Raw genomic sequence first — 16139 nt, forward strand, 5'->3', positions numbered from 1 at the left:
CATTTCAGACCGGGCGCCGGGTCAGGCGCTAATAAGCCGAACAGAAGAGTTCGAAAGGAGGCACAATGATTCGCTGCAAACGCGTATACGACGAAGCCGCTCAGGACGATGGCTATCGGGTACTGGTTGACCGCCTGTGGCCACGCGGCATGAAAAAGGCCGATCTGCACTGCGATGAGTGGGCCAGAATGCTGGCACCCTCAACGGAACTGCGCAAAGCCTTCCACAGCGAAACCATAGATTTCATCGGATTTAGCAAATGCTACCGGGAAGAACTTAAGCAGGCAGGTGATGCGGCGCAAACGCTGGCAAAACGCGCGCGGAAAGAAACGATCACCTTGCTTTATGGCGCAAAAAATACCGAACAAAACCACGCTTTGGTGCTGGCTGATTTTTTACGCCATCTGGAAGGCTAAAGAACGGCCTGCTTTTCATCCATCTGCGAGACAGACGGCTTGTCGAGCGGCATAAGGTGCTCGGCGCGGACAAAGGCATAGCCAACTCTTCCGTCAAACGCCACTACGTCGCCGGTGACTAGCCAAAGGGGATAATTCGCTTCCAGCGGCAACTGCGTAATAACGCCGGTTACCGGATTCACGAAACGCTCGCCCGGCAAACATAGGCCAAATAATTCAACCGTTTTACCGATATTGATCCGGCCTCTGTCAGTTCGGGAGCCGATAATCATCGCCAGAGTACCCGGCTTTAACTGAAACATATTACTTCTCTTGTCCTGTTCACTTACGCGAAAGATCAGAACATTCTTAGCTGCAGTTGTAAACAGTAGCGGTGATAAAAGTACAAAACCCGCCGCAGCGGGTTTCAGAATGGTGACGAGATTGCGTTAATCTCTGGTTTGCACCCAAAAAGCATGGATCAGGCCTGGAATGTAGCCCAGCAGCGTCAGGATGATATTCAGGATAAACGCCCAACCAAACCCTTTGCCGATAAGTACGCCAAGAGGTGGGAGCAAAATAGTGATAACTACGCGCCAAAAACCCATAAACTCTCCTGTTTAAAAAATCCAACTGATTGTAATAAAAACGAATTTTCTCTTTAAGCCTGGCATGGAAATCGTATTTTTGCAAAAAACCTCGCCGGGTTACCAGGGCGCAGAAACGCAAAAACCCGCCGAAGCGGGTTTTTTAGTTCGCTGAAAACAGCGAGCGTTAAGGCTTACAGAGCAACTACGTTAGCTGCTGCCGGGCCTTTAGCGCCGTTCTCGATAGAGAACTCAACTTTCTGACCTTCGTCCAGCGTTTTGAAATCGTTGCTCTGGATTGCAGAGAAGTGTACGAATACATCTTTGCTGCCGTTGTCAGGAGTGATGAAGCCGAAGCCTTTTTCAGCGTTGAACCATTTTACTAAACCAGTCATTTTATTAGACATAGATACTTCCTCAATATATTTGGCCACATAACGTGGCGAACGTGGTCTGTATTGCAGAACGTTTCTTATTCAGGCACTTAGGAGGAGACTCACGAAGAAGGGTATCTATTGTGAACTGCTTTACTAAAACTGCTTTCATAAGGTCTGTGTTTCAAACCGATGGCGCATTTACGCATGCCCGTTCCATCTAAGCAAGAATTATTTTCATTATCGATAAAGCTATGTCTTTGTAGCCGCTTCGTTTATTCCCCCGGAGGCCTTGTCCCGGTAAGGCCGGGCATCGCTTCTTTCATCAGCTCAATAAATTTTCGCAGACGAGCCGGATAATCGCTGGCGTAAGGATAAAGCAGGTAAATTGGCAGCGGCGCGGCCTGCCAGTCTGGCAACCCATGCTGTAATGCGCCCTCTTCCAGATGCGATTTAAATACTCATGAAAAAGTCATTGCGGCACCGGGAAGCGCAGCCCTGGACAACGTTGGCTGGCCGGGCCAGGCCGCGCTGACTACGCTTGCCGCAACGGGCGGCTGGTCATGCGCTTATCGACCCGTTCTGATATATAATGCTGCTTCGGGAACGGCCGGTTCCCGCTTCTTTTTATACGATAGTTCTTGCCCTTGCGCCGGAGATTTATTACTGTATATAAATACAGCTTTATGGAAGATTTATGAATGTACGTTGAACTGGTTTACGACAAACGAAACGTGGCGGGTCTGCCGGGTGCAAATGAGAAGATCCTTGCTGAACTTACTCGCCGAATGCAGTCGCTTTTTCCCGATGCCGAGGTAAGAGTGAAGCCAATGCAGGCCAACGCCGTCAACAGCGACTGCACCAAGAGCGAAAAGGAAAGGATCAATCGTCTGATTGAAGAGATGTTTGACGAAGCCGACTTCTGGCTGGTTACCGAGGAATAGCAATGAGAAAGACAACAATAGTCCTGATTGTGGTCGCAATCGTGGTCTGGTTAGCAAGTCAACAAGGCTGGATTTGATCGGAAGAGATGGTTCAAGAACACCTTTCAGGTATTGAGCCATCGTTTACTGCTCTTTTTCGACTTTTGCTAGCCTGATAATTAACATTCCCTCTCTAAGCGTGATCGGACGCGCGTAGGTAAAAAGCTCGGGATATTGATGACCGATCCTATTTTAAAGGGCTTTCTATATATTCGATCAAAAAAATACTTTTTCTGTTAAACAATAAATCTTCCTGCCGGGGGAGAAATTATTTATCATACGAAAAATTATAATCATAAACGGACTTCAAATATGATTAATCGTGACTTCGATCATCTGGCGACTTTACTTCATATGTTTTTCACCCGCGATGACATCAGGCAAAAGCTGAACATCATCGATCAAAACAATATTTCCGGATGGGAGATCTGGATGCAGATTGAGTTTGCTAATCTGCTGGTTTCAACCGGGCATGAGTGGTGGCGTGAGCAGGCGCTGGAATGCGATCAACGTCAAAAACCAACACGCAGCACGCTACGCACAGATTTCTTGCTACGTAAAAAAGGCTGGACGTTGGATTCTTATATCGCCCTGGAGGTAAAGCAAAATAACGATCCTACGACGTGCATCAGAAATATGATTCTTGATCTTGAAAAAACAGCAAAAATAAAACGCTCGGAAATTGAACTACGGAGTTTCTGGACTCTCGGTGTAACCCGTATAATAGAACCCGAAAGACTTAACCTGTTAATCGACAGGTATCTCCACAATAAGTATTACCAAACCAAAGCCCGAGATAAGCATGTGCTTTTAGTACCAATTGAACAAACGCCTTTTTGCTATATTGTGATTTGAAAAATATAAATAATCAGGCAAAAATTTTGTGGTATCAACCTGGTATGGTTTGTTAGCCATCAGGATTGGATTTCAATAACGGATTGAATTTAAAAACAGGGGAAATGGTGCCGACTACCGGAATCGAACTGGTGACCTACTGATTACAAGTCAGTTGCTCTACCTACTGAGCTAAGTCGGCACTGGCGGGCATATTACACATCCCGCCTGTGCGATGCAATTCCCCCTGATACCGTTCGCTTAAAAATTCAACCGATTGATATCCATCACTTCTTATTGGGCATATATTCAACAGCAAGCTTTACGATTCTTACATCCGTGGCGTGACTCCCTTCTTCAATAAGATGTTGCCATATTTTGCCTGCTCGCCGGTTATCACAATGGCAAAAGCTTTCTGCGCCCGCTCATAAAACGCGTAGCGCTCGATTCTTTCAATGGCCGGGCCATCTTCTTCTTTAAAAAGCGCCCTGCGATAGCGCTGTTCCACGGCCGGATCCAGCTCGTCGTCCGCAGCCGTAGCCATCATAATCAATGGCGCCGCGTAGCTGTCCAGCTCGAACAGGGGAATAACGGCCGCCAGCAAATCGCTGACCAACAGCCCGTCGGCCCGAATCACCTGCGGCCCGAGGCTGTGCCCCGGGAAATGCGCATCGGCAAAAATGATTTCATCGCCGTGGCCCATTTCCGCCAGCGTTTTCAGGAGTTGCGGAGAAATCAGGGGAGAAATTGTCTTTAGCATTTCGCTCTCCTTCCGGCTGCAAAGCGCGATAGGCATCACGCTGCTCGCCCGGATAAAAATATCGGTAGGTATAGTTAATCTGCGCGCGGGCCTGCTCGGGTGAGGCAAATTCACCGCAGCCGTACCAGGCAAACATCGCCGCACCCAGTACGGTAGTTTCGGCGTCTTCCAGCACTTTTACCGGCAATCCCAGCACATCCGCTTTCATTTGATTCCATAGCGCATTGCGGCTTCCGCCGCCAACCAGCAGAAGTTCCTGCGCCTTAAAGCCGCCGATTGATTCCAGTACGCCAAGGTTCCGCTGTAACGTCCAGCACAGGCTTTCTAATGCGGAACGGTAAAAATGCCCGCGTGTGGTATTAAGGTTAATGCCCTGCCAGCCCGCCTGTTTGCCGGGCTCCAGCAGATGAGTATTCATGCGTAACCCTTCCGAACCCGGCGCCAGCGCAGCGGCTTCCGCCATCATGCTGCGATATACGTCGGGCGGCGTTTCACCGCGCCAGTAAAGCGGGCGTAGCCACTCCAGTACGCCTGAGGCGAGCCATTGCAGGCCGGGGTTAAACAGCCCACTACGGCTATCCAGCTCGCAGGTCGATCCTTTATAACGCGGCAGCAGCGAGGTATTCACCGAACCCGAACGCGCCAGCAGAATTTCCCAGGTGCCGGATGAAAGCACCGGCTGCTCAAGGCCCGCTCCCGAGCCAAACAACGCAAACTGCGTGTCGTGCCCCGTTGATATCACAGGCGTGCCCGGCGCCAGCCCCAGCCTCTCAGCCATCGCTGGCAGCAACGGCCCCACGATTTCGCCCGCCTCCACCATGCGGGGAAAAAGGGATGCGGATAAACCGACACGCTGGAGAATAGTGTCGCTAAAGCGTTCTGCGCGCACGTCCAGCAACTGGCTGGTGCCCGCCATCGTCCGATCGGTGGTGAATTCGCCGGTCAGCCGCTGATTGATGAGTGAGGAGATAAACAGCCAGGCGTGGGCCTGCTGAAGCTGCCGGGGCTGATGCTCCTTTAGCCACAGCAGCTTATAAAGCGTATTGAAGCTGAACTGCCCGATGCCCGAGAGCGACTGGAGCGTTTCGGGCGAAATCAACTCGCCGATTCGCGCCATTATTTCGGTGGTACGAGGGCATTTCCAGCTAATAACGGGATACAGCAGTCGCCCGTTCTCATCCGTCAGCGCACCGTCCACGCCAAACGTCGTCACGGTAACGGCACGGATTATCCATCCTTCCAGCTGCGGCATAATTTGCTGGCAACACAACTGCAAACGACAAAGAATTTCATCGAGCGACCAGGTATGCCATGCGGGATTTTCTGGCGCGGGCTGGCTTGCATTCGCCATCGCCGCTTTTGCCACTACCTTTCCTTGCCTGTCTACCGCCATTGCCCGGACGTTGGTCGCACCACAATCCAGCACCAGAACCGCTTCTTGCTTCATAGCGCCACCTGCTTTGTGATTGGGCAGCACCCGCGCGCTGCCCCGGAATCCGTTAACGTTTATAAAGCGGGCCGTAGTTCTGACAGGCACGATAATCCTGCCCTTCGCTGTCCATACCGTGTGCGGCCCAGGCCGTTGGACGGTAAATCGTCTCTTCCTCCACGTTATGCATGCAGACCGGAATACGCAGCATCGAAGCAAGCGTGATGAGATCCGCCCCAACATGGCCGACGGTCAGCACGCCGTGGTTAGCTCCCCAGTTCGCCATTACCGACCAGACGTCTTTAAACGGCCCGCTGCCGGTAAGGCGCGGAGCAAACCAGGTGGTCGGCCACGACGAGTCGGTACGTTTATCCAGGGTATCGTGAACGTCCTGCGGCAAATCGACGCTCCAGCCCTCGGCAATCTGCAATACCGGACCAATGCCTTTCACAATATTGACGCGGCTCATGGTGAACGGCACGCCACCGCGCGTGAGGAAGCGCGAGGAGTAACCGCCGCCACGGAAGTATTCATGCACGGCCGGGCACCATTCGGTCGCCGCAAGGCAGGCATCCGCTTCCTGCTGGCTGATTTGCCAGTGGGGTTTCATGGTCGGCTGACCTTCGGCATCCTGCTGGCGGCACGTGCCATCAAGCGCAGCAGAACCGGAGTTGATCAGGTGAATAATGCCTTGTTCCGCACGTCCGGTCAGGGTCTGGCCGGTAACGCGCTGCACCGCTTCCGGCGACCAGAAGGTGCGCACGTCGGCAAAGACCTGAGCGGTGCCGGTCAGCAAATGACCAAAGAGCATAGAGACGCCGTTCAGGCTGTCGTTTTCGGTCGCGACAACGTACGGCTGTCGCACGCCGTTCCAGTCGAACGAACTGTTCAGCAATGCCTCTGCCGTATCGCCATTCGGATATTGATCCGTCCAGTGACGCTGGCCCTGGAAGCCCGCCGCAATGGCGTTATAGCCCAGAGACTCTTCCACGCGCCCGATGTCCGCCAGCTTTTTATTGCCCTGCATCATGTCCCGGATGCAGATCGCCATCAGCAGGCTTTCGCGCAGGATTGCCCTGTTAGCCTCGTCGCTGCGGCGATACCGCGCGGCGTTTTTATCTTCGCCGTACTGAAAGTGCTTATCCGCCCAGCCAAGAGCAAGCTCCAGCTCCTGCTCGTCGTAGATTTTCTGATCGATACGGCGGCGCAGCTCGGTCATGTCCACCGCCTGCACTTTCATGCCAAGGAAAGATTCAAAGAAATGGTGATCGACGATGGAACCGGCAATGCCCATCGACACGCCGCCCAGCGAGAGATAGCTTTTCCCCTTCATGCTGGCCACCGCAAGCCCTGCCCGGGCAAAGCGCAGCAGTTTTTCTTCCACGTCAGCCGGAATGCTGGTGTCGCCGGAATCCTGCACATCGTGGCCGTAAATCGAAAACGCAGGCAGCCCTTTCTGGTTATGTGCCGCAAGCGCCGCAGCCAGGTAAACCGCGCCCGGACGCTCGGTGCCGTTAAAACCCCAGATGGCCTTCGGGCGCATCGGGTCCATGTCGATTGTTTCGCTGCCATAGCACCAGCACGGCGTAACGGTGATGGTTAGCCCGACATTCTGGCTGCTGAACTTCTCCTCACAGGCGGCAGACTCGGCCATGCCGGCGATGCAGGTATCGGCAATCACGCATTCGATGCTCTCGCCATTGGGATGACGCAGCCGCTCGGCAATAAGCTGCGCCGTGGCCCTGGCCATATTCAGGGTTTGTTCCTCAAGGGATTCCCGCACGCCCATTCTGCGGCCATCAATCACCGGGCGGATGCCAATTTTCGGTAAGGTACTGATTCGGTTCATTGTGATTCCTCAGGTTGATGAATCTTTTTCAGCTAATCGGATCGATACGGCTTCACCGCGCCGGCAAAGGCAGCGAGGCTCAACGATGTAGAATTAATAATTGCTAACTCGAATTAGCATAGGTATTTACGGTGAAATTAAACAATATCTTTCTTCACAAACTGTGATGTTTTTCACGACTCGCGTGGTAAAGCGGCATGAAGAAGGAAAATACATATCAGCACCCAGCAATAAAATTACTTTTATTCAAAGAGATGCGTTATTAAGATTGCGCAGCGTCACAATTTACCATGAAAATATTTGTCTGTTCTGAGGAGTTTGAATAGGTTTAAAGCGCAAAAGCTAATTCGAGTTAGCTAAGCGTCATCAAACGGAATATATGCCATACGGACCGGGCGGGAAGAGAGTAACCATGCCAGCCTGTAATCCATTCGACGGCATCTGTCTTTCCCGTTTCCTTAGACCGCGACACCTGATTTAAGGGCAAGCGCATGCCAGACACTTTTTTGCAGATGAATAATATTACTAAACGCTTTCCGGGTGTGTTGGCGTTAAGTGATGTCAGTTTTAATCTACGACGCGGTGAAGTCCATGCCCTGCTCGGGGAAAACGGCGCAGGTAAATCAACGCTGATGAAAATACTTTCCGGCGTTTATCGCCCGGATGAAGGCGAAATTATTTTCGAGAATAATAGAGTGCAATTTTCCAGCCCGCTGGAAGCGCAAAAAATTGGCATCACCATTATTCATCAGGAATTTAATCTCTTTCCTGACCTGACCGTAGAAGAGAATATTTTTATTGGCCGCGAGTTTTGTAAAAATAATCGCTGGCAGCTGGATGCAAAAACGCAGCGCGCTCAGGTCAGCGATATCCTGACGAAATTAAACCTGAAAATAAAACCGGACAGCCGCGTGGCGGACTTGACGGTTGCCCAGCAGCAGATGGTCGAAATCGCCAAAGCAATTTCCGTTAATGCCAAAGTGCTGATTATGGACGAACCCACCGCGGCGCTGACCGAGAGCGAAATCGACAGCCTGTTTCGCGTTACCCGCTTGCTTAAGGAACAGGGCACCGGCGTGGTCTACATCTCGCACCGCCTGGAGGAGCTGGCGTTGATTGCCGACCGGGCAACCGTGATGCGCGACGGGCAGTATATCGCCACCGTCGATTACGAAACCGTGCAGATTAACGATCTGATAACCATGATGGTGGGCCGCAAGCTGGGTGATATTTACCCGCGCCGCCCGCCGTTTACCGGCACGCAAAAAGTGCTGGAGGTAAAAAACCTGCAGCGTAAAGACGTGCTGTACGATATCAATTTTTCGCTTAATCGTGGCGAGATCCTCGGCCTGTCCGGGTTAATGGGCGCCGGTCGAACAGAGCTTGCACGTGTCATATTTGGCGCTGACCCCATTGACGGCGGCGAAGTCTGGCTCAACGGGAAATTAATTAAGGTTAATCATGTTTCACAGGCCATAGAACAGGGCATTGGCTATTTAACCGAGGATCGTAAAAAGGAAGGTCTCGCGCTGGGTTTATCCGTCGAGCTGAATATTATGCTCGGTAATTTCCCTGAATATTCCGACAAATTTGGCATCGTAAAAGAAAAACAATGCCGGGAAGTCAGCGAGCAGTTAGTGAAAACCCTGCGTATTAAGACACCGCATTTGCAACAGGCGGCTTTGCATTTAAGCGGGGGGAATCAGCAAAAAATTATTATTGCCCGCTGGGTGTGTAAAGACACCGACATTCTCATTTTCGACGAGCCGACGCGCGGTATTGACGTGGGCGCCAAGCTGGAAATTTATGAATTAATGAACCGGCTGGTGGCGAAAGGGAAATCCATCATCATGATCTCCTCGGAGCTGCCGGAAATTATTGGCATGTGCGATCGCATTTTAGTGATGCGCAGCGGACGTATTACCGGCGAGCTGAATAAGGCCAGTGCCACCCAGGAAAATATCATGAAATATGCGACGTTAGAGGACTGAATCATGACCGACTCATTAACTCCCGCCTCACAACCGGCCAAATCGCGCAGAATCAATAGAGCGCTGCTGATGCGCCTTGCGCCGCTATTAAGCCTGGTATTGCTGGTAATATTTTTTAGCCTGAGCTCACCGTTCTTTTTTAATACCGAAAATATTATGACCATCGCCCTGCAAACCTCGGTTATCGGCATTATGGCGATTGGTGTGACCTACGTGATTATTACCGCTGGCATAGATCTCTCTTTAGGCTCGGTAGTGGCATTCTCCGGTGTGGCGGTCGGCCTGTGCGCGTCATTCAGCATGCCGCTGATTGTCTGCGTTATTGCCGGCATGCTGGCTGGAGGGCTGTGCGGCTGCGTTAACGGCCTGCTGGTAACGCGAGGAACCATTCCGCCGTTTATCGCAACGCTTGGGCTGATGATGTCGGTGCGTGGCATCAACATGGTGATGACCGACGGCCGCGCGATTTATTTCTCCGACTACCCAACCTTTAAACTGCTCGCCCAGGGCCGTCTGTTCGACGTACTGCCCTACCCGGTGTTTTACCTGGCGATTATCGCGGTGATTGCAGCTTATATCCTCAAGAAAACGATCGTTGGCCGCTATGTGTACGCCGTGGGCAGCAATGAAGTGGCGGCGCATTTGTCCGGCATCAAGGTTCAGCGCGTCAAAATCTTCGTTTACGCCTTCTGCGGCCTGTTAACCGGCATCGCCGGGGTGATCCTCGCGTCACGCCTTAATTCCGGGCAGCCAACGGTTGGCGTTGGTTACGAACTGGAAGCCATTGCCGCCGTGGTGATTGGCGGAACAAGTCTGATGGGCGGCGTGGGCACCATCGGCGGAACAATAATTGGCGCGTTCATCATGAGCGTGCTGAAGAACGGCCTCAACCTGATGGGCGTCTCACAGTTCTGGCAGATGGTTGCCATGGGCGTGGTGGTGGTGGCTGCGGTGTATCTCGATACGTTACGTAAAAAAATGCGTTAACCACGCGTAATAACAAAAACCTTACCCTGTAATAAAACCTACAAAATCTGGAGCGAGTCATATGAAAGCTAAACATATTTTAGGTGCGGTATCGCTTGCCGCACTGCTGGTCAGCACGGCTTACGCGAAGACGTTAACCCTGCCTGTGGTGAGTAAAGGATATCAGCACGAGTTTTTCCAGACGGTAAAAATGGGCACGGAAGCGGCGGCGAAAGACCTTGGCGTCAGCACCAGCTTTGTCGGCCCGGCGGATGAAACGCAAATCGCCGAGCAAATCCAGCTTCTCGAAAACACCATGGCTAAAAAGCCGGACGGTATTCTGCTGGCGGCCCTTGATGCCAATGCGCTGGCGCCGCTGGTCGAAACCGCCAATAGTCGAGGCATTAAGGTCGTCACGTTCGATTCCGGCGTAAATTCCGATCTGCCAGCTAGTTTTGTCGCTACCAATAACGTGAAGGCCGGTGCACAAGCGGCTGATGCGCTGGCGGCCGAAATCGGCGGTAAAGGCAAAGTGGGCGTGGTAGCGCATGTAGCCGGCACAACCTCGGCTATTGAACGTTCCGAAGGCTTTACCAAACGCATGAAAGAGAAGTACCCGCAGGTAACGGTGCTGCCGGTGCAGTACAGCGACGGCGACCCGCAAAAAGCGATGGATAAAACGACTGATATGGTGCAGGCCAACCCGGATCTGGCAGGGATTTACGCGACTAACGAAGGTGCGACATTGGGCGTAGCCAACGCCGTGGACAGCCTGGGCATCAAAGGCAAGGTTAAAGTCATCGGCTTCGACAGCACCGAAGCCATCATCGGCTTCCTGAAATCCGGCGTGCTGCAGGGCTTTGTGGTGCAGGATGCTTATCAGATTGGCTATCAGGGTATCAAAGCGCTCGATGACGCCATCAACGGCAAGTCGGTGGCAAAAGAGATCGATATCCCGGTGAAATATGTCAGCATGAAGAATATTAACGACCCGGCGGTGGATAAACTGCTGCACCCGTTCGGTAAGAAGTAATCATTTCCACCAGTTCAGCCCCCCTCTCCCTGCGAGAGGGGGAGCGAAGCGATAAGCATTCCAGACCGCAGCATGGCAGCACTTTGAACATTAGTTTTATAATGGTGGCAATTTTCGATAATGGATTAGCCCGGGGCGAGTGGTTATGGCCAAAACAGTAGAACAGATTGCAACCGATCTGAATTTGTCAGTGACGACGGTCAGGCTGGTGTTAAGCGGTAAAGCGGAGCGGTACCGCATTAGCCTGAAGACGCAGGCGCGTATAAATGAACATGTCGAACGCTATGGCTATACGATTAACCACTCCGCACGCAGTCTGAAATTAAATAAAACCGAGACGCTGGGATTAATCGTCCCCTGTATTTCGAACGTCTTCTTCGCAACGCTTGCCGAAAAGCTGGAATTACGCTGCCGCAAATCGGGTTATCAGCTAATGATTAGCTGTACTTATAACGATGTGGATTACGAAAACAAGCTGGTAAAAGCGCTGATTGCGCGTAATGTCGACGGCCTGTTTATTACGCCCGCAACGCTTGAAAATCAGCAGCATCATCTGCGCCAGGTAAAAAAGCCGCTGGTGCTGCTCGACCGGGATTTTAAATTTACCGATAACGCTCTGGTGGAGTCCGATAACTTTGCTGGTGCCGTAACGCTCACCGAATCAATGCTGGATGCCGGGGAAAGCCCGCTGTGGTTTCTGGTCGGCGATACTGCCCTGCCAAGTATTCATGACCGTTTGCAGGGCTACCTCCATGCGCTACAGCAAAGGCAAACAGAACAGGCCTGGGTCGAAGAAGCGCATGACAACACGCCGGAAGGCGGCGCCGAACTAATGCAACGCCTGATAGCCAGAGACGGCGTGCCGCAGGCGTTTATTGCCTCCTCGCTTCCGATGCTGGAGGGCGCAATAAAAGTTATTCGCGAGCACTGCGGCAATATTCCGCATTCGATTAATATCGGCACCTTCGATGAACATCCCATGCTGGGATTTTTATCCAATAACGTCTGGTCGATGCAGCAGGACGAAGCTGCCTGGGCTGAAAAAGCGTTCGAATTAATGCAGCAGGGAATAGAAGGACTCCCGGTACAACGCACCGAAAAGGTAACGATGAAACTGATAAAACGTAGCGCTACTTGCTGATTATTTTGCTGCCGCAAGCGGCGAATTATTACATCCGATGATAGGGATTCTTTTTAAGAATCCAGTGAATTCCTGTTTTCGTTATTCCGCTTTGCACATTCTGGAGAAGAAAAATGGAAAGAGTAAAACTGGCCCGAGAAATCATTGAAACCTGTCTTGAAATGACCCGTATAGGGTTAAACCAGGGCACCGCTGGTAACGTCAGCGTTCGTTTTAACGGCGGCATGCTTATTACCCCGACCGGCGTTCCCTATGAAAAGTTAACCACAGATCATATTGTTTATATCGATGCGGATGGTCAGCACGAAGCAGGGAAAATTCCCTCCAGCGAATGGCGTTTTCACCAGGCGGTTTACCATACGCGCCCGGATGCCGGTGCGGTGGTGCATAACCACGCCGTCCACTGCACGGCGGTCTCGATCCTCAATCGCCCTATTCCCGCCATCCACTACATGATTGCCGCAGGAGGCGGAAACAGTATTCCGTGTGCGCCTTACGCGACCTTCGGCACCCGAAAGCTTTCTGAGTATGTCGCCGTCGCCATGAAGGACCGTAAGGCTACGCTTTTACAGCATCATGGCCTGATCGCCTGTGAAGAAAATCTGCAAAAAGCGCTGTGGCTGGCTCAGGAAGTGGAAGTGCTGGCGCGGCTGTATCTGACGACCTTAGCGATTGTCGATCCCGTCCCGGTGCTCGACGACGAAGAGATAGCTATCGTGCTGGAGAAGTTTAAAACCTACGGACTGCGGATCGAAGAATAATTTAACGCGCTGATTTTTATGCAAATAAATTAATGCACGCAGAGGCTATACTTCCTGTATTAATCAGGAGGTGACCATGTGCGGACGCTTTGCCCAGGCTCAAACTCGCGAAGAATATCTGACTTATCTGGCCGATGAAGCTGAACGGGATATACCTTACGACCCCGAACCGATTGGACGTTACAACGTGGCGCCCGGCACAAAAGTTTTGCTGCTAAGCGAGCGGAACGAAGCGTTGCATCTGGATCCGGTATTTTGGGGATATGCCCCAGGATGGTGGGATAAGCCACCGCTAATCAACGCCCGGGTAGAAACCGCGGCCACCAGCAGAATGTTTAAAAACCTCTGGCAGCACGGTCGCGCTATTGTGTTTGCTGACGGCTGGTATGAATGGAAAAAGCAAGGCGATAAAAAGCAGCCCTACTTTATTCACCGCTCCGACGGCCAGCCAGTTTTCATGGCGGCGATTGGCAGCGCGCCCTTTGAGCGTGGGGATGACGCCGAAGGGTTTCTGATTGTGACGGGGGCTGCCGATAAAGGCCTGATCGATATCCACGACAGGCGCCCTCTTGTTCTCTCGCCGGAAGCAGCACGCGAATGGATGAGGCAGGATACGGATGGAAAGGAAGCCGGGGAAATTGCGGCTGATGGCGCTGTAGCGTCGGATAAATTCACCTGGCACCCGGTTACACGCGCCGTAGGTAATATTAAAAATCAGGGGCCAGAATTAATCGAGCCGGTTACCTGAAGGTAAGCAGATCCGTAGTCAGAGCAGGCTCCTGGTTAGCCACAACGTAGATGTGCTGCTAGTTTTAAGTGACTAACAGAAGGCTTCGGGAGGAATATCGTATGATGACTGAGCAGACCAAAAATATTATTAAAGCCACGGTACCGGTGCTTGCGGAACACGGTAAAGAAATCGTCACCCGTTTTTACCAGAATATGCTGCAGGCTCACCCTGAACTTAAAAATGTCTTCAATATGGCCCATCAGCAGAAGGGGCAGCAGCAGGAGGCCCTGGCCCGTGCGGTTTATGCCTACGCCGCCAATATTGACGATCCCCTCAGCCTGAACGCGCTGCTGGAAAACATTGCCAACAAGCACACCAGCCTCGGCGTACAGCCCGATCAGTATCCCATCGTCGGTGAGCATCTGCTTGGCGCTATCAAAGAAGTTCTTGGCGACGCCGCGACAGATGACATCCTGAATGCGTGGGGAGAAGCATACGGCCAGCTGGCTGGCGTGCTGATGGGTATGGAACATGAACTATATCGGGTCAGCGCCGCTGCACCCGGCGGCTGGAACGGCTGGCGCACCTTTATCGTTCGTGAAAAGAACCCCGAAAGCGACGTTATCACCTCGTTCGTGATGGAGCCGGAGGATGGGCTGCCGGTAGCCAGCTTCGAACCCGGACAGTATACCAGCGTGGCGGTGCAGGTACCGGAGTTGGGCGTACAACAGATCCGGCAGTACAGCCTTTCCGACGCGCCAAATGGAAGTACGTACCGTATCTCAGTGAAGCGTGAAGAGGGTAGCGATAACCAGCCGCCGGGGTACGTTTCCAACCTGCTGCATAATCACGTCAACGTCGGGGACAGCATCAAACTCGCCCCGCCTTACGGTAACTTCTATATTAACGTTAACGCGACTAATCCGGTTGTGCTGATCAGCGGCGGCGTGGGGCTAACGCCCATGATCAGCATGCTTAAGCGGGTACTGCAGTCTCCTGAGCAGCGGCCTCTGGTCTTTGTTCACGGCGCCCGCAACGGAAAAGTCCAGGCGATGAAGCACAAACTGCGTCAGACGGCGGCGGACCATCAAAACTTCAGGCTAATTATGTTTTATAACGAGCCGCTGGAGAGCGATATAGAGGGGCAGGATTATGATTTCGCAGGCTTCGTGGATATCAACCAGATAGCGGACAAGGTCCTTTTGCCTGATGCCGACTATTATATCTGCGGCCCGGTCCCGTTTATGCGTTTACAACACGATGCGTTGATGAACCATGGCGTGCCGGAAACGCACATCCATTATGAAGTTTTCGGCCCGGATTTGTTCGCCGAATAAACGGCGTTGCCGTTTTTGTCGAACGGAAAAGTTTGATAGCGTTATAAACGGGAGCCAGCAGGTTCCCGTTTTCACCTCTCTGATAAAGCCGATTACCCGCTTTCAAGCTTCGTTATTATATTTTTCCTGAGCCGATAAACAACGCTCAAAAAGACCGCGTGCTTGCTCATATGAGCGAGCCGAGAGCGTTAAATTATGCCATATGCTGTTATGGTCAGCTCCCGGCACTAACAGCAGATGCTTCCAGGCCTGCTTCGGGGCCGAAGATATCAGCTTAAGCGGTATTTCTTCGGGAATAATATCGTCTTTCTCAGCGGCAATAACGAGCAGTTTACCGGTAAATTCCGCCGCTATAGCCCATGCGTCTGTGCTCTCCCAGCTTCTTTCCTTGCGAATCAGCCCGGAGAATTGTGGGCCAAAATTCACATCGTATGCAGAGGCGGTATACACGCCGGGAACCATAAGGATTAATGAGCGCAACGGTATTTTCCTGCTAAGGTGAAGCGCGTTATAAGCCCCCATGCTGATACCCATGCAGCCTGTTAAAGGCTGTTGCAAATGCGCTATTACGGCCTCCGCCTGCAACGTGCGGCTGCATAAAGAAGACTCGCTCATTCTTCCGCTCGTTTCGCCATGCCCGAGGCAATCAAAAGCGGTAGTGCCGTAACCCAGGCTATGCATAAGGCGGCGATAGTTAGAGAAAACTTTACGATCTCTGGAACCCCCGTGGATCATTAAAACATGCCCTTTACTACCCGAAATACTATCAGCACATATCGTTTCACCACGAAAGTTCACATAAAAAAGCTGGCGTAAGGCCTCGTCAGACATAATTGCTTCCGGGTCATTTTTAATACGGATACATTTTTTACTGTGGAAACATGCAGAATTCAACAGCAAAAAAGGTTCAGCTTAAAGCGGCGCTTTTCTTTCAGCTGAATTCAGGCCGAAATATGAACGGGCGTATTT

General features: G+C 52.0%; 17 protein-coding genes, 1 tRNA gene and 1 pseudogene. 10 read left to right on the plus strand and 9 right to left on the minus strand.

Going from position 1 to position 16139, the window contains the following annotated elements:
* The first annotated feature begins 65 nt into the window (after window positions 1–65).
* Window positions 66–416: a DUF488 domain-containing protein gene (locus E2L00_RS17135; RefSeq protein WP_167613796.1), complete on the plus strand. Its 351-nt coding sequence runs from the start codon at window positions 66–68 to the stop codon at window positions 414–416.
* On the opposite strand, the gene E2L00_RS17140 is transcribed toward E2L00_RS17135, so the two are convergent.
* The 4 genes and pseudogenes from E2L00_RS17140 to E2L00_RS21875 all read right to left on the minus strand — a co-directional run.
* Window positions 413–718: a hypothetical protein gene (locus E2L00_RS17140; protein ID WP_167613798.1), complete on the minus strand. Its 306-nt coding sequence runs from the start codon at window positions 716–718 to the stop codon at window positions 413–415. The genes E2L00_RS17135 and E2L00_RS17140 overlap by 4 nt on opposite strands.
* Window positions 719–844: 126 nt before the next feature.
* Entirely contained in the window at window positions 845–1003 is a 159-nt protein-coding gene (locus E2L00_RS17145; protein WP_121267868.1) for a YqaE/Pmp3 family membrane protein, read from the minus strand.
* 173 nt (window positions 1004–1176) lie between these two features.
* Window positions 1177–1389 carry a cold shock protein CspG gene (cspG, locus tag E2L00_RS17150; RefSeq protein WP_121267867.1) on the minus strand — a complete coding sequence of 71 codons (213 nt, stop codon included), beginning with the start codon at window positions 1387–1389 and terminating at the stop codon, window positions 1177–1179.
* Window positions 1390–1631: 242 nt separating this feature from the next.
* Window positions 1632–1817: pseudogene (locus E2L00_RS21875) on the minus strand (LysR family transcriptional regulator); the annotation flags it as partial.
* Window positions 1818–2057: 240 nt separating this feature from the next.
* Between E2L00_RS21875 and E2L00_RS17160 the strand changes: the two are divergent.
* Window positions 2058–2300 carry a DinI family protein gene (locus tag E2L00_RS17160; RefSeq protein WP_167613802.1) on the plus strand — a complete coding sequence of 81 codons (243 nt, stop codon included), beginning with the start codon at window positions 2058–2060 and terminating at the stop codon, window positions 2298–2300.
* A gap of 351 nt (window positions 2301–2651) precedes the next feature.
* Window positions 2652–3194, plus strand: coding sequence for a hypothetical protein (locus tag E2L00_RS17165; protein WP_167613804.1), 543 nt, complete (start codon window positions 2652–2654; stop codon window positions 3192–3194).
* Window positions 3195–3299: 105 nt separating this feature from the next.
* On the opposite strand, the gene E2L00_RS17170 is transcribed toward E2L00_RS17165, so the two are convergent.
* The 4 genes from E2L00_RS17170 to fucI form a co-directional block, all read right to left on the minus strand.
* Window positions 3300–3375 (minus strand) — tRNA-Thr (locus E2L00_RS17170).
* Between the two features lie 129 nt (window positions 3376–3504).
* Entirely contained in the window at window positions 3505–3933 is a 429-nt protein-coding gene (gene fucU, locus E2L00_RS17175) for an L-fucose mutarotase (RefSeq protein ID WP_167613806.1), read from the minus strand.
* On the minus strand, window positions 3860–5380 hold the full coding sequence (gene fucK, locus E2L00_RS17180; protein WP_167613808.1) for an L-fuculokinase: 1521 nt from the start codon (window positions 5378–5380) through the stop codon (window positions 3860–3862). Before fucK ends, fucU begins: the two co-directional genes overlap by 74 nt.
* Window positions 5381–5432: 52 nt before the next feature.
* Entirely contained in the window at window positions 5433–7211 is a 1779-nt protein-coding gene (fucI, locus tag E2L00_RS17185; RefSeq protein WP_167613810.1) for an L-fucose isomerase, read from the minus strand.
* Between the two features lie 491 nt (window positions 7212–7702).
* Between fucI and E2L00_RS17190 the strand changes: the two genes are divergently transcribed.
* From E2L00_RS17190 to hmpA, 7 genes are all read left to right on the plus strand, one after another.
* Window positions 7703–9202 carry a sugar ABC transporter ATP-binding protein gene (locus E2L00_RS17190; RefSeq protein WP_167613812.1) on the plus strand — a complete coding sequence of 500 codons (1500 nt, stop codon included), beginning with the start codon at window positions 7703–7705 and terminating at the stop codon, window positions 9200–9202.
* A 3-nt stretch (window positions 9203–9205) separates the two neighbouring features.
* Complete coding sequence (locus E2L00_RS17195) at window positions 9206–10189, plus strand: ABC transporter permease (protein WP_167613814.1); 984 nt, start codon at window positions 9206–9208, stop codon at window positions 10187–10189.
* Between the two features lie 61 nt (window positions 10190–10250).
* Complete coding sequence (locus E2L00_RS17200; RefSeq protein WP_167613816.1) at window positions 10251–11201, plus strand: ABC transporter substrate-binding protein; 951 nt, start codon at window positions 10251–10253, stop codon at window positions 11199–11201.
* Window positions 11202–11346: 145 nt separating this feature from the next.
* On the plus strand, window positions 11347–12342 hold the full coding sequence (locus E2L00_RS17205) for a LacI family DNA-binding transcriptional regulator (RefSeq protein WP_167613818.1): 996 nt from the start codon (window positions 11347–11349) through the stop codon (window positions 12340–12342).
* A 113-nt stretch (window positions 12343–12455) separates the two neighbouring features.
* Complete coding sequence (fucA, locus tag E2L00_RS17210; RefSeq protein ID WP_167613820.1) at window positions 12456–13103, plus strand: L-fuculose-phosphate aldolase; 648 nt, start codon at window positions 12456–12458, stop codon at window positions 13101–13103.
* Between the two features lie 76 nt (window positions 13104–13179).
* The gene (locus E2L00_RS17215) at window positions 13180–13851 is read left to right on the plus strand and encodes an SOS response-associated peptidase (RefSeq protein WP_167613822.1); all 672 of its coding nucleotides are present in this window, start codon (window positions 13180–13182) and stop codon (window positions 13849–13851) included.
* Window positions 13852–13952: 101 nt separating this feature from the next.
* Window positions 13953–15170 (plus strand): NO-inducible flavohemoprotein, encoded by a 1218-nt coding sequence (gene hmpA / locus E2L00_RS17220; protein WP_167613824.1) that lies wholly within the window; start codon window positions 13953–13955, stop codon window positions 15168–15170.
* A gap of 102 nt (window positions 15171–15272) precedes the next feature.
* On the opposite strand, the gene E2L00_RS17225 is transcribed toward hmpA, so the two are convergent.
* Window positions 15273–16070: an alpha/beta hydrolase gene (locus E2L00_RS17225; protein ID WP_167613826.1), complete on the minus strand. Its 798-nt coding sequence runs from the start codon at window positions 16068–16070 to the stop codon at window positions 15273–15275.
* Window positions 16071–16139: the final 69 nt, after the last annotated feature.

The organism is Cedecea colo (assembly GCF_011808225.1).
Classification (GTDB): Bacteria; Pseudomonadota; Gammaproteobacteria; order Enterobacterales; family Enterobacteriaceae; genus Dryocola; species Dryocola colo.

Bases quoted from the DNA above. Each gene is read 5' to 3' on its own strand.
- E2L00_RS17195 (WP_167613814.1), top strand. From the start codon at position 9,206: ATGACCGACTCATTAACTCCCGCCTCACAACCGGCCAAATCGCGCAGA.
- E2L00_RS17140 (WP_167613798.1), bottom strand. From the start codon at position 718: ATGTTTCAGTTAAAGCCGGGTACTCTGGCGATGATTATCGGCTCCCGA.
- E2L00_RS17205 (WP_167613818.1), top strand. From the start codon at position 11,347: ATGGCCAAAACAGTAGAACAGATTGCAACCGATCTGAATTTGTCAGTG.
- hmpA (WP_167613824.1), top strand. From the start codon at position 13,953: ATGATGACTGAGCAGACCAAAAATATTATTAAAGCCACGGTACCGGTG.
- E2L00_RS17165 (WP_167613804.1), top strand. From the start codon at position 2,652: ATGATTAATCGTGACTTCGATCATCTGGCGACTTTACTTCATATGTTT.
- E2L00_RS17190 (WP_167613812.1), top strand. From the start codon at position 7,703: ATGCCAGACACTTTTTTGCAGATGAATAATATTACTAAACGCTTTCCG.
- E2L00_RS17200 (WP_167613816.1), top strand. From the start codon at position 10,251: ATGAAAGCTAAACATATTTTAGGTGCGGTATCGCTTGCCGCACTGCTG.
- E2L00_RS17215 (WP_167613822.1), top strand. From the start codon at position 13,180: ATGTGCGGACGCTTTGCCCAGGCTCAAACTCGCGAAGAATATCTGACT.
- E2L00_RS17160 (WP_167613802.1), top strand. From the start codon at position 2,058: ATGTACGTTGAACTGGTTTACGACAAACGAAACGTGGCGGGTCTGCCG.
- fucA (WP_167613820.1), top strand. From the start codon at position 12,456: ATGGAAAGAGTAAAACTGGCCCGAGAAATCATTGAAACCTGTCTTGAA.
- cspG (WP_121267867.1), bottom strand. From the start codon at position 1,389: ATGTCTAATAAAATGACTGGTTTAGTAAAATGGTTCAACGCTGAAAAA.
- fucU (WP_167613806.1), bottom strand. From the start codon at position 3,933: ATGCTAAAGACAATTTCTCCCCTGATTTCTCCGCAACTCCTGAAAACG.
- E2L00_RS17145 (WP_121267868.1), bottom strand. From the start codon at position 1,003: ATGGGTTTTTGGCGCGTAGTTATCACTATTTTGCTCCCACCTCTTGGC.
- fucI (WP_167613810.1), bottom strand. From the start codon at position 7,211: ATGAACCGAATCAGTACCTTACCGAAAATTGGCATCCGCCCGGTGATT.
- E2L00_RS17135 (WP_167613796.1), top strand. From the start codon at position 66: ATGATTCGCTGCAAACGCGTATACGACGAAGCCGCTCAGGACGATGGC.
- fucK (WP_167613808.1), bottom strand. From the start codon at position 5,380: ATGAAGCAAGAAGCGGTTCTGGTGCTGGATTGTGGTGCGACCAACGTC.